Genomic DNA, 12,570 nt, shown 5'->3' with positions numbered 1-12,570 from the left:
TCTAAAAAGTTTAATATATATAATGTGTCTGCAAATTATTATACTATTTCCTGACACAATTCAATCAATACACCATTTGTACTTTTAGGATGTAAAAAAGCTACCATTTTATTATCGGCACCTTTTTTGGGCGTTTGATTCAAAACCACAAATCCTTCCAATTGTAAACGGGCTATTTCTTCTTCAATATTAGCCACATCAAAAGCAATATGATGAATCCCCTCCCCTTTTTTTTCAATGAATTTAGCAATTGGACTTTCTGGGTTTGTAGCTTGTAATAACTCTATTTTATTAGGGCCATTACTAAAAAAAGACGTCATTACCCCTTCCGATTCCACTGTTTCTTCTTTGTAGGCGGGAGCTCCAAATAATTTTGCGAAAATTTCATTTGACGCTTCCAAATCTTTTACAGCAATACCAATATGTTCTATTTTTCTCATTTTTACATTTTTTATGAATTATAAGCAACAAATTTCGTGATTTACAACATAATAATCATCATTTATACCGATTATTTTATAAATAATATAATTCTGAATGCCGTAATCGATGTAAAAAAACAATTTAAAAAAAAGAGCAACCATTTTCCCCAACATAAAGAATTTAACATTAATTCTAAAATTTTCGTTAATTTGTTATAAAAAAAAGCATAAAACATGGTTTTTACCTAATTTTTATTAATTTTACAGCTCAAAAAAATATATTATACCATGGACTTTATATACCAAGCCCCGTATCCAATTCAAAAAGACGATACCCAATACAAAAAAATCAGTGCTGACTTTGTAAAAGTTGAACAACTAGGCGAGAGAGAAATACTAACCGTTGACCCAAAAGGCTTGGAATTGCTAGCCCAAGAAGCCATGAACGACGTTTCGTTTATGTTGAGAACAGCACATTTGCAAAAGCTAAAAAACATTTTAGACGACCCAGAAGCTACGGATAATGACCGTTTTGTGGCTTATAATTTGTTGCAAAATGCCGTTGTTGCTGTGGAAGGTCAATTGCCTTCTTGTCAAGATACGGGAACTGCAATTGTAATGGCAAAAAAAGGCGAAAATGTATATACCGGTGCCGATGATGCCGAATTTTTGTCAAAAGGAATTTTCAATACTTACCAAAATCGCAATTTGCGTTATTCTCAAATTGTACCGATTTCGATGTTTGAAGAAAAAAATTCAGGTTCTAATTTGCCAGCCCAAATTGATATTTATGCCAAAAAAGGGGCTTCTTATGAGTTCTTGTTTTTGGCCAAAGGAGGCGGTTCGGCAAACAAAACTTATTTGTACCAACAAACCAAATCTTTGTTAAACGAAAAATCACTCGAAAGTTTCATTCGTCAGAAAATCAAAGACTTAGGAACTTCTGCTTGTCCGCCATACCATTTGGCTTTGGTCATTGGTGGGACTTCTGCCGAGGCTAATTTGGCTACCGTAAAAAAAGCTTCTGCAGGCTATTTTGACCATTTACCAACAACAGGAAACATGTCGGGACAGGCATTTCGGGATTTAGAATGGGAAAAAAGAGTGCAACTGATTTGTCAGGAAAGCCAAATTGGAGCACAGTTTGGTGGTAAATATTTCACACACGATGTGCGGGTGATTCGTTTGCCTCGTCACGCTGCCTCTTGTCCTGTGGGCTTGGGCGTTTCGTGCTCTGCGGATAGAAACATCAAAGCGAAAATCACTAAAGACGGACTGTTTTTGGAACAATTAGAAACCAATCCAAAACAATTTTTGCCCGAAGTAGCACCCCATTTGGAAGCACCAGTCGAAATTGATTTGAACCAACCGATGGCTTCTATCTTGGCGGAATTGTCTAAATACCCCATCAAAACCCGTTTGAAATTGAACGGAACTTTGATTGTAGCACGCGATATTGCCCATGCCAAAATCAAAGAACTTTTGGATGCAGGCAAACCAATGCCAGACTATTTCAAAAACCACCCCATTTATTATGCAGGGCCAGCCAAAACTCCAGAAGGAATGCCATCAGGAAGTTTTGGACCAACGACAGCAGGCCGAATGGATGTTTATGTTGAAGAATTCCAGAAAGCGGGCGGTAGTATGGTAATGCTTGCCAAAGGAAACCGCACCAAAGACGTGATGAACGCCTGCAAAACGTACGGCGGATTCTATTTGGGTTCTATTGGAGGGCCAGCAGCCATCTTGGCACAAGAAAATATTTTGAATGTAGAAATTGTTGATTTTGATGAATTAGGTATGGAAGCCGTTCGCAAAATTACGGTTAAAGATTTCCCGGCCTTCATCATTACCGATGATAAAGGGAATGATTTTTTTGAAAATTTATAAAATAATATTTACAAAAAAATACATTCTATTGTTTACCGTATTTTGCGTTAGGGATAGCAGTGAAAATCCTTTAGAAGCCCCACAGCACCCAAAAGGGATGTTGTATTGCACGAATATAGTTTCTGAATGTGATAATCAAAAAAGATTATTTCACAATATGATATTTCTTTTGGAGTTCAATGAACGTTGTTTGAAACGGATAGCTCGAACCTTGTGGTAACGCCCAAAATATAGTAATTAATAGTTGCTGATTTTTTAGAATTGAGCCATTGATGATGGACAATTGAGCTGAAAAAATTTGATGTCCGTTTTTAAAATTTGCTTAAATTTAGTAGAGCCTTAAAGTTATTTTAATATCTTTGAGGCTTTTTAAAACAACCCTACCATGCCATTTAAAGCAACCTTCAATCGTTTTTATGCACAAGTCAAAACCAGTTTACAGGATGGTACTTTTGCAAAACTTACACTTGCCAAAAGAATTGGCAATACAGATTTGATGAATATTTATGTTTGGCCAATAGTTGTTGATGGCGTTTTAAAATTGGAATTGAAATACAAATACCAACAAGATGAAGTGCAACAAATCGTGTCGATAGACGAGGCGGAGGTAGTATTGTTACAGTATATTAATAATCCGTTTATGTCAGCTTTATTGTTTACCACAAATGCCGATGTAGTATATAAACTAAACAAAAAAAGAGCGGTTAGCATCACCGAAAAAGCACCTACATTTGCACATCCGTCTTATGAATTGGCTGCATTTTTGAAAGAAAGTCATAAATAAAAAGAAAATATTATTTTTTAAATTTATTTATAAATTTATATCAATACATTTTATATTTTTGTAAAACAATAAAAATATAAGGTTTATGAAAAACAAAACAGCCCAAGGAAACAACAAATTTTTTGTATTGACATTTATACTATTTTGTCAATTATTTAATGTACAAGCACAAAAATACCAATTTGACACCTTTTTGAAATATGCAATTATTGACAAAGAGGCAAAACAGGAATTTGTAAGCTACTCAAATACCGCCAACGATACCTATTTTTTTAGAATATATAGAATGGATTATTCATTGATAGGAAAATTATTTGATTATAAAACCAAAAAAGTTCATTCCTTTAACATCAAAGACAGTATTGGAACAAATGGAACAACGAGTTTATTTTTCAAATACCTCAACACAATGGATCTTGAAGACAAACGATTTAAAAACGATAAAAAGCATGAATTTACCTATCAAGTACAGGAAGAGACAGACAGCATTGTACAAGTAAAAATGATGATTTTAAAGAAAAAGAAACACATTGATACTTATGATTTTAGTATAAAAAAAGTCGCTGAAAATTTGATTCCAAGTTTTGATATGTGTTGTATGCATGGCTATGAACAAATGGGTGTTTTACAGCATATTAAACATGGAATCGTTACAAAAGCAACTTGGCACACCCCAAATGGTAAAACAGTTACCATAGCATTAGAAAATCGTATGAATATAAATACCAGCATAGAAATTCCGTAATGTAAAATTTTTTATAAAAAATCAACTACTTTAGGTTATAAAACTATAGAATGTGCTACTTATACCAAATATACATATAAAATATATTTGGTATTAAAAACTTGATGAGAAAAATCACATCATGCAATCCGACATAGGCACTGATTGAGGCCGTAGTAGAAACAACATTAATTTTTTTGTACAAATACAGTCAGCATTTGGATTCATTATAACGACAATACTATTTTTTTATGCTGACTTTTAGAATAAGCACCTTGATTGTTTTTGCTTATATGTATCAACAAATACCATAAAAAAAGGCTATCCCTGATAAGGGACAGCCTTTTGTTTTTTGTTTGTCATACAACTAATTAATTAAAATATCATCTATTTGCATGGTGGTTGTAATACTGGTTGTACCACTGTATTCAAACATTACAAAACCATTACCTGTTAAGGCAGTTGGGAAAGCATACGTGCCACTATTTGTAAAGTTTACAGCATATCCTGTAGTTGTGCCACTGGCAATTGTAAAATTACTAGTAATATCGGTCAATGTAGCTTGAGCAATATTGCCTCCTGGAGTATAATTGGTAGCATAATACACTTTCAAAACGGCACCTACATTATAACCATCTTTGGTTTTAAACGAAATACTATTGGCGGCTGTAAAATCTACTGGCACTATAAAATAGGCTTTATTTGGCCCTGCCCCAAAAGAAGTCATTTGAATATATTTATTATTTGAAAAAGATTTTACGTCCCAATATCTACTGCCTACAAAAGCATCGTTGATGTATTTTGGAAAATTATAACCTGCCGTTGAAGTAGGATAACTTTCAAAATTTTCTGAAATAGTTCCTAAATATTGGATGTTGTTACCAACCAATGCTGGCGAAAAATCGGCTCTTGGCCCAGTTAATTTAACATCTCGTTCCGTTCTTAATACCAATTGAAATGGGTTAGACCCTGTGCCGTATTTGGTTAGTACACCTCTTATTTTTCCTCTTCCAGATGGTACAATATTACCCGCAAAATTAGCATATCGGCTGGTTCTAATGGTTAGCGTAGTAGCACCATCGGTAATGTTGATGCTCGAATCAAAATCGTCTGTACGAACGGGATCGTAAGTGATGTTTTCCGATTCAAATTGTACGTTGTCAAACTCTACAAGTGTATTTAAATAGGTGTCATTCGCTTTGGCTTGTGCTAGTGTAATGTGCTTTACTATAGCATCTTCGCTAATAATATCGCAAGAAGGGATAATATTGTTTTTGTATGTTAAACTAGACAATCTGTCCACGGCATATTGCTCTGTTGGCGGAGCACCAATAATGAGGCCTCGAGCATAATTGGTTGGATTTGCATAAGCAAGACCTTTCATTTTTACGAATATTTTTTTGCCTGGTTGCATGTCTTTTGTATAAACATTGCCTTCATCAATAGAAATATTAAAACCTTTGCTGCCGTCTGTTGGCTGAACATACATGCTTTTATAAAAATTTCCGCCTTCATCGCTAGAAATCACATAACCTTCTATGATGTCGTCTGCGGTATAAATAGGAGAATTGGCTGGTGTTCCCGTAGGGTTTGGAGCAATGGCATAAATATTAGAAACTTCTTTAGTTTTGGCCAAATTAGGGCTTACACAAGAGGGAGTGGGAGTTTCAAAAGTATCGTTTACACAACTAGAAAGCAATGTAAGTAATAAACTTGTCGATAGTATTGCAAATTTTTTCATTTGTATATATTTAAAAATTCAAATAAATATTAATCATATAAGTACGTCCGTAACCATTAAAGTATTTTGGACCAAAAACTAAATTACCGCCACTATAATGGTCTTGGTCATCTTGTTTGTAAGTTGCATTTCTGGATTGTTCAAAACCACCCGTTTTATAAGCCACATTCAAAAGATTATTAATATTGGCAAATAAACCAAACGTTTTGCCTTGTATTCTCCAAGATTTTCCACCTACAACATTGAGCAAATAAAATGGATTTAGTTTTTCTTGTTTTAAATAATTGTCGGCTTTAGCTTGATCGATGGTGATGCCAGCATTGTCTGGCGAAGTAAAGTAGCTGTTGGTTCTTTTGATGGTGGAAACATCCACATAACTTTCTGCTAAATAATTGATATTAGTACCAATCCACCAAAATTTGGGATCTCTGTATTCTGCACCAAAAGAGAAAGCCTGTTGAGGCGAACCAGATAATTTATAACCCGCTAAATTGGCAGCTCCGTAAGACACCACATTGGCAGCCAAATCATTAGACAATTTAACGTCTGGATTGTTTGTTATGGTATAATTACCCAAAGCCGCAACTCCTGTAAACTTTACCGTTGCAGAAAGTTGGTATTCCAATCCCACTTCGAGTCCTTTGTTGCGTTTGTTGATTCCAGTAACAATTTCCGAAACAAAAGCACCGCTGCTTGTGCCTACACTGACACCGTCTGCATAATAAAAATTGATGTCGGTACTGTTTTTAGTTTCGATATAATAAGCCGAAATTCTGGATTTGAATTTTGGTGTTTTGATGATATAACTCAAATCGCCTCCATTAATTTTTTCATTATCAATATTTTCTGTAATAAAATTATTAACACGGGCATTGGCAAAAACATCTTTAGTATTTGGAGCTTTTGACATATAAATACCGTTAAAATCAACATAATGTTTCCCCGAAATTTTATAAGTAAAACCACCTTTGAAACCAAAATTTTCAAAATCAATTGTCTCGCTTTTGCCAAAGGAATTATCAGGATAATAACCGTTTTTGTATAAACCTTCTCGCTGGTAAGCTGATTTGGAAAAAGATTGTGCCAAATAAAAATCTATTTTTTTAAATACAAATTTGAATTGAGTAAAAAAGTCAAATCTTGAAGCTTCAATATTATAAGGACACCTCTAAAAACTCGATTTGCAGAAAAATTAAAAACCTTATTTTGTTTATATTCAATATTTTATGTTTTTTAAAAAATCAAAATATTGAGTTTTTAGAGGTTACCATAATTATAGCCGTATTGGTCATTTTTGCCAATAATTCTATTTGGATTGTTCAAATCCGATTGGTTTTGATCGCCATATAACCCAAAAGTAGCTACATCTGTAAAATAATTACCTCCTAATAAATCGACCATTTTCTTAAAATTTTTGGTAATCGAATTTTGATAATTCAAACCAGCATTTACAAATATATGATCTGTTAGTTGCGAAGCTAAATTAGTATTAAAAGTTACAATATTTTCGTCATTACGGTCTTCATAAAGCACAATTCTGCTGCCGTTAGCTAAATTTTCTTGATTAATTTTGTAGATATTTTTCCAATCTAACTGCGGATTGGCTAAAAAATTAGCTCGTGTTACTGCTGCCGCATTCACATAAAATGGGGTGTTACCCACAAATACATCGTTATTAAAATAATTGGTATAATAACTTGGTAGTTTTCTATAATAAGTAGGGTCTGGATTATCTACTTTGGTATAATCCAATCGGCTATTGCCTATTTGACCCGTTTGAAAAGCTAGAGAGGTGTTGATTCTGGTTTTGTCATTCACAGTCCAATAATGTGTGAGCATTACCATGGGTTCTTCAGATTTTTTATAACGAGAATTTCTTTTTTCTCCTTCTTGAAATCCCCAATATGAATTGTATTTATCGCCCATCAAGTCTAAAGTTTCTTGTGTATTTGGCGAATTTTTACCTCGTTTGTTTTGAGCAAGGATAGAGGTAAAGTTCAAGCTATGTTTGTTGTTGATTCTCTTTTCGACACTGGCAAAAAGCGAATTGGCGCTGTAATTAGTACCATCAAAATAGCCGTTTTCAGCCCATCGTCTTCCAGCCGAAAGCGTATATGCCCAACCATCTGTTTGCATTCCAGACGAAGTAGTAGCCATGGCTCTAAAACTATAATTGGTATTGGTATTTAAAAACGAAATACGGCTACCTTTTCTATACAACGACGCTCTTGTATTGATTTCTTGAGTTCCAGCAATACCTCCAAAAATATAATCAGAAGGAGCAGAACCATTTGTAAACTCTTGATTTCTAGTAACATCATTTAAGCCTCCCCAATCACCATACTGTGGGCGACCATCGGCCATTTTATTCATCAAAATACCGTTAATCATTACGCTAGAATATTCATTGTCAATTCCTCTTACACTAAATCGGGCCTGACCTAAATTAAAAGCGGCTACTTGCAAAAAGGCATCTCTACTAGATTGCAATAAACTTGCCGTACTTTCGGATCCATTCACTTCGTCGTTCAAAGCACCTTCTGTAATGGTTATCAAACTGTTTTGTTGTTCAGTTGTTACGTCTTCTTTCAAAAAAACGTCGCCAACAGAGGTTGTTTTGCCATTCTCAACCGTTATTTGAATTTGTTGTTCTACATAACCTTGGCTACTAATTTTTATAATTTGTATTCCAAAGGCTACATTTGAAAGTTCAAATTCACCATTTGGGTTTGTTAGTTCCGTCAAATGGGTGTTTTGAAGACTAACTTCTACGTTTTGAATGGCATTTTTGGTTTTGGAATCTAAAACTCTTCCTGTAATTTTGGAAGCAGTTTGTCCAAACACCCAAAATACTTGCATAACTAATAAAGTACTAATAACAAGTTTTTTCATAAATTACATCTAATTAAATCATCCTTATAACAAGGAATTATTATTTCTTAATAGTGCAAAAGTACATTTTATATTAATATTAATTACTTTTGTTGCCAAGTTTATGTTAAACTTTTTAATTAAAATGCTATTAAATATGAAAATTAGAAAAATTATTGCCTTCATTTTTGTGTTATTCTCAATTGCAGCGGTACAATCTCAAGCTAAAAAAGTGGCCATACACACCGTTGCTTTTTATAATTTTGAAAATTTATTTGACACCATCAACAATCCAAACAACGACGAAGAATGGCTTCCAAATGGAGTCCAAAACTGGACATCTGAAAAATACCATCAAAAACTAAAAAATTTGTCCCGTGTACTTTCAGGCATTGGCACTCCTGATAACCCAAATGCCCCTACGCTTATTGGAGGATCTGAAATTGAAAATCGGGGTGTGCTAGAAGATTTGATAAAAGAACCTCAATTAGCCAAATACAATTATGGCATTGTTCATTTTGATTCGCCAGACCATCGTGGCATTGATGTGGCATTGTTGTATCAAAAAAAATATTTTCAACCCACTAGTACTTCAAATATTCCTTTGCTCATTTATAAACATCAAGCTAAAGATTCCAAAGAAAAAGAAACAGATGAAGACAAAATGGAAAATGACAAAACCGATTATGTGAATAATCACAGGATTTATACTCGTGATATTTTGTTGGTTACCGGTTTTTTAGATGGCGAAGAGGTACATGTATTAGTAAACCACTGGCCTTCAAGGTCGGGTGGCGAAAAAAAGAGCAGCCCTTTTAGAGAAGAAGCGGGCCGATTGAACCGAAAAATTATGGACTCTATTTATAAAATAAATCCAAATGCCAAAATTATTTCAATGGGTGACTTAAATGACGGCCCTTACAACAACTCTGTCAAGAAAGGAATTGGAGCCAAATTGTCTCGAAATGATGTTGCCAAATTTGGTGTTTACAACCCCTTTGAACAAATGGCAAAAGACGGTAATGCCACCCTATTTTATAGAGATGCTGGAGATATATTTGATCAAATCATGGTTTCTGAAACTTTATTACAAAAGGATTTTTCGACTTTTATGTATTGGAAGTCTGGCATATACAACAAATCCTTTATGGTACAAACTACGGGTGCCTACAAAGGTTATCCATTAAGACACTCTTTGAACGAAGTAGGTTTTAGCGATCATTTTCCTGCATTTATATACTTAGTAAAAGAAGTCAAATAATGATTAAAAAAAAGGTTATTTTTGGTTATTTGTTTAAAATAATCATTAAATAAAATTATAAATTTGCCAAAAAACAAAACATGCACACCATTTCAGAATATCAAAGTCTATTTGTAGCGTACTTACAAAAACAATCGTACCTCAAAGAACCACAAAATTTATACAACCCTATTGACTATATCTTATCGCTTGGTGGCAAAAGAATGCGACCTGTATTAACCTTAATGTCGGCAGAAATCTTTAATGCCAATTACAAACAAGCCCTTCCTGCTGCAATGGCAGTAGAAACTTTTCATAATTTTTCATTAATTCACGACGATATTATGGACGATGCCCCACTTAGAAGAGGGCATCAAACCGTACATGAAAAATGGAACATCAACACAGGTATCCTCTCGGGCGATGCCATGTTGATATTGGCTTACCAATATTTTGAGCAATACGAACCACCCGTTTTTAGAGATTTGGCAAAATTATTTTCAAAAACCGCACTCGAAGTTTGCGAAGGACAACAATGGGACGTAGATTTTGAAACCAAAGTTGGTGTTACCATAAACGAATACCTCAAAATGATTGAATATAAAACAGCCGTTTTAGTAGCCGCAGCCCTAAAAATGGGTGCCATCATTGCTCAAACTTCATTAGAAAATGCACAACTAATTTATGATTTTGGACTAAATTTAGGTATTGCATTTCAGCTTCAAGACGATTTTTTAGACGCTTTTGGCGATCCTAAAACTTTTGGCAAACAAGTAGGTGGCGATATTATTGAAAACAAAAAAACATATTTATATTTGACGGCACTCCAAAATGCCGACCAAACACAAAAACAGCAACTGCTAGATTTATACCAACAAAATTTAGAGGACAATACCCAAAAAATTGCACTTGTAAAACAAATTTTTACAGACACAAAAGCCGCTGAAAACACTCAAAAGGCCTTAGCATTATACACTCAAAAAGCTTTTGATGTATTACATCCATTGGATATAGAGCCAGAAAAAAAACAGATACTACATGTATTTGGACAAAATTTAATGAAACGCACCGTATAATGACTTTTGAAACGCCACAACACCCTAAAGCCTTATGGGAAACAGCTACAAATCAGAACTTGTATTCAAAACTTGTAGTACAAATTACCAAAGATTTTAATTTGGCCAACGAAGCATTAGATTGCAAACCAGATATAGCCCCCGAAGACTTACAACAAGTTTTGCACGAAAAAATATACCAACTCATAGCCCACAAATTTGGCTCATACCTCAATTTACTCTACATCATCGACGTTCCAGAAAATCAAATCAAAGCATTAGACGGATCAGATTTAGTTGTCCTGGCCAATCAAGTATGCTTTTTAATACTCAAACGAGAGTGGATGAAAGTATGGTACAAAGCCCATTATTAATATTAAATTCCAAAAAAAAACATGAGCAAACCCATAAAGCACCTTATGATATTCAGGCTATCTGCCATGGGCGATGTTGCTATGACCGTGCCAAACATCAGAAAACTTGCCCATTTGTATCCCAATTTAAAAATAACCATGGTCTCAAGGCCCTTTTTCAAACCCTTTTTCGACGACATTCCAAACCTAACATTCTTTGCTTTCGACGACAAAAAAAGGCACAAAGGGTTTATAGGAAACCTCCGTTTGTTTATCGATCTAAAAAAGTTAAAACCCGATGCTTTTGCCGATTGGCACAACGTCCTTCGATCAAAAATTGTATGCCAATTGATGGCCTTTTCTGGCATTCAAACCGCCCAAATCAACAAAGCCCGAAATGACAAAAAAGCCCTTACCAGAACCAAAAACAAAATTTTCAAACCGCTAACAACCGTTTTCGACAGACAAATTGAAGTTTTAGAACAATTAGGCTTTCAAATCAAAAATGCCAGCCCAATATTTCCAAATTTTCAGCCCAACAAAGCCATACAAAACCTGATAAAACCCAACAAAAAGCACCTAGGAATTGCCCCTTTTGCACAATATCAATCCAAAGTTTACCCCTTTGATTTGATGCAAAAACTAATACAAAAACTAGCAAAAAATCCTGATTATGAAGTATTTTTGTTTGGCGGAGGACAAAAAGAAAAACAACTCTTGACAACCCTCGCAGCAACTCATCCAAATGTTTACAACATGGCAGGATGCTTCGACCTAGCAACAGAAATGGCCTTAATCAGCCAGTTAGACCTCATGCTTTCTATGGATAGCGGCAACGCCCATATAGCCGCCATGCTAGGCAAAAAAGTACTCACCCTATGGGGAGCAACCCACCCTTATGCAGGTTTTTTGCCCTTCAACCAGCCCATAGACTATGCCCTTGTGCCCAACAGAAATCAGTACCCACTCTTGCCCACCTCTATTTATGGAAACAAAAAAGTAGCAGGATACGAAAACGTCATGCAAACCATCAAAGTCGATGAAATAATTAATAAAATACAACAAATATTACGATAAATTCAAATTAAACCCCAAAGACATTTCAAGATGAGGAACTGCCACTTTTGGCATTTCCACGCAGGGGCAGTTCCCGCCTTTCGCTACAATCTTTTTGTTTTTAACGAAAAAACAAAAAGGATTTCCACTCCAGTCGGGGCTAGATTGCCACTTTTGGAGGTGTTACGATGAGCTAGGATTTAACAAAAAACCTATGGCATAGGATATTGACGGGGTAAATTGCTTTTAAACCTCAATTCCGTTATCTCTCAAAATCATAAGCACCTCTTGTTCAGACAGATTGGTTAATTGAGCCAATTGAGTAATAGAAAACCGATTGTTGTAACCATTAAGGATGATTTCAATATCTCTTTCTATTTTCCCTTCTACTTTCCCTTCTATCTTTCCTTCTATCTTTCCTTCTACTTTCCCCA

11 protein-coding genes and 1 pseudogene are annotated in these 12,570 nt (G+C 34.8%); 7 read left to right on the top strand and 5 right to left on the bottom strand.

Features of this window, described 5'->3' with window-relative positions:
• Nucleotides 1-38 precede the first annotated feature (38 nt).
• Entirely contained in the window at nt 39-440 is a 402-nt protein-coding gene (mce, locus tag B0A58_RS08305; protein WP_014082939.1) for a methylmalonyl-CoA epimerase, read from the bottom strand.
• Between the two features lie 270 nt (nt 441-710).
• Between mce and B0A58_RS08300 the strand changes: the two genes are divergently transcribed.
• The 3 genes from B0A58_RS08300 to B0A58_RS08285 all read left to right on the top strand — a co-directional run bounded on the left by B0A58_RS08300 (nt 711) and on the right by B0A58_RS08285 (nt 3,841).
• Complete coding sequence (locus tag B0A58_RS08300; protein WP_089080676.1) at nt 711-2,312, top strand: fumarate hydratase; 1,602 nt, start codon at nt 711-713, stop codon at nt 2,310-2,312.
• A 385-nt stretch (nt 2,313-2,697) separates the two neighbouring features.
• Nucleotides 2,698-3,096: a hypothetical protein gene (locus B0A58_RS08290; RefSeq protein WP_014082937.1), complete on the top strand. Its 399-nt coding sequence runs from the start codon at nt 2,698-2,700 to the stop codon at nt 3,094-3,096.
• Nucleotides 3,097-3,181: 85 nt separating this feature from the next.
• Entirely contained in the window at nt 3,182-3,841 is a 660-nt protein-coding gene (locus B0A58_RS08285) for a hypothetical protein (RefSeq protein ID WP_089080674.1), read from the top strand.
• Nucleotides 3,842-4,187: 346 nt separating this feature from the next.
• Here B0A58_RS08285 and B0A58_RS08280 read toward each other — a convergent pair whose 3' ends face one another.
• The 3 genes from B0A58_RS08280 to B0A58_RS08270 all read right to left on the bottom strand — a co-directional run bounded on the left by B0A58_RS08280 (nt 4,188) and on the right by B0A58_RS08270 (nt 8,453).
• On the bottom strand, nt 4,188-5,561 hold the full coding sequence (locus B0A58_RS08280) for a DUF5689 domain-containing protein (protein ID WP_089080673.1): 1,374 nt from the start codon (nt 5,559-5,561) through the stop codon (nt 4,188-4,190).
• A 10-nt stretch (nt 5,562-5,571) separates the two neighbouring features.
• Nucleotides 5,572-6,648 (bottom strand): TonB-dependent receptor, encoded by a 1,077-nt coding sequence (locus B0A58_RS08275; protein ID WP_185740242.1) that lies wholly within the window; start codon nt 6,646-6,648, stop codon nt 5,572-5,574.
• Between the two features lie 170 nt (nt 6,649-6,818).
• Complete coding sequence (locus B0A58_RS08270) at nt 6,819-8,453, bottom strand: TonB-dependent receptor (protein WP_089080672.1); 1,635 nt, start codon at nt 8,451-8,453, stop codon at nt 6,819-6,821.
• Between the two features lie 136 nt (nt 8,454-8,589).
• Here B0A58_RS08270 and B0A58_RS08265 point away from each other — a divergent pair, with 136 nt between their 5' ends.
• From B0A58_RS08265 to B0A58_RS08250, 4 genes are all read left to right on the top strand, one after another.
• Nucleotides 8,590-9,693 carry an endonuclease/exonuclease/phosphatase family protein gene (locus tag B0A58_RS08265; RefSeq protein WP_089080671.1) on the top strand — a complete coding sequence of 368 codons (1,104 nt, stop codon included), beginning with the start codon at nt 8,590-8,592 and terminating at the stop codon, nt 9,691-9,693.
• A gap of 80 nt (nt 9,694-9,773) precedes the next feature.
• On the top strand, nt 9,774-10,748 hold the full coding sequence (locus B0A58_RS08260; RefSeq protein ID WP_089080670.1) for a polyprenyl synthetase family protein: 975 nt from the start codon (nt 9,774-9,776) through the stop codon (nt 10,746-10,748).
• The gene (locus B0A58_RS08255; protein ID WP_089080669.1) at nt 10,748-11,101 is read left to right on the top strand and encodes a hypothetical protein; all 354 of its coding nucleotides are present in this window, start codon (nt 10,748-10,750) and stop codon (nt 11,099-11,101) included. The genes B0A58_RS08260 and B0A58_RS08255 overlap by 1 nt, the downstream gene beginning before the upstream one ends.
• Before the next feature lie 21 nt (nt 11,102-11,122).
• The gene (locus tag B0A58_RS08250) at nt 11,123-12,157 is read left to right on the top strand and encodes a glycosyltransferase family 9 protein (protein ID WP_089080668.1); all 1,035 of its coding nucleotides are present in this window, start codon (nt 11,123-11,125) and stop codon (nt 12,155-12,157) included.
• A gap of 225 nt (nt 12,158-12,382) precedes the next feature.
• Here the strand turns inward: B0A58_RS08250 and B0A58_RS08245 are convergent.
• A pseudogene (locus tag B0A58_RS08245) lies at nt 12,383-12,570 on the bottom strand (Rpn family recombination-promoting nuclease/putative transposase); the annotation flags it as partial.

The organism is Flavobacterium branchiophilum NBRC 15030 = ATCC 35035 (assembly GCF_002217205.1).
Taxonomy (GTDB): Bacteria; Bacteroidota; Bacteroidia; order Flavobacteriales; family Flavobacteriaceae; genus Flavobacterium; species Flavobacterium branchiophilum.
Note: the sequence above shows the minus strand (reverse complement) of the source record. Positions and strands in the feature narration are given on the sequence as shown.

Coding starts and splice junctions, on each gene's coding strand:
- mce (WP_014082939.1), bottom strand. CDS start 440: ATGAGAAAAATAGAACATATTGGTATTGCTGTAAAAGATTTGGAAGCG.
- B0A58_RS08300 (WP_089080676.1), top strand. CDS start 711: ATGGACTTTATATACCAAGCCCCGTATCCAATTCAAAAAGACGATACC.
- B0A58_RS08290 (WP_014082937.1), top strand. CDS start 2,698: ATGCCATTTAAAGCAACCTTCAATCGTTTTTATGCACAAGTCAAAACC.
- B0A58_RS08285 (WP_089080674.1), top strand. CDS start 3,182: ATGAAAAACAAAACAGCCCAAGGAAACAACAAATTTTTTGTATTGACA.
- B0A58_RS08280 (WP_089080673.1), bottom strand. CDS start 5,561: ATGAAAAAATTTGCAATACTATCGACAAGTTTATTACTTACATTGCTT.
- B0A58_RS08270 (WP_089080672.1), bottom strand. CDS start 8,453: ATGAAAAAACTTGTTATTAGTACTTTATTAGTTATGCAAGTATTTTGG.
- B0A58_RS08265 (WP_089080671.1), top strand. CDS start 8,590: ATGAAAATTAGAAAAATTATTGCCTTCATTTTTGTGTTATTCTCAATT.
- B0A58_RS08260 (WP_089080670.1), top strand. CDS start 9,774: ATGCACACCATTTCAGAATATCAAAGTCTATTTGTAGCGTACTTACAA.
- B0A58_RS08255 (WP_089080669.1), top strand. CDS start 10,748: ATGACTTTTGAAACGCCACAACACCCTAAAGCCTTATGGGAAACAGCT.
- B0A58_RS08250 (WP_089080668.1), top strand. CDS start 11,123: ATGAGCAAACCCATAAAGCACCTTATGATATTCAGGCTATCTGCCATG.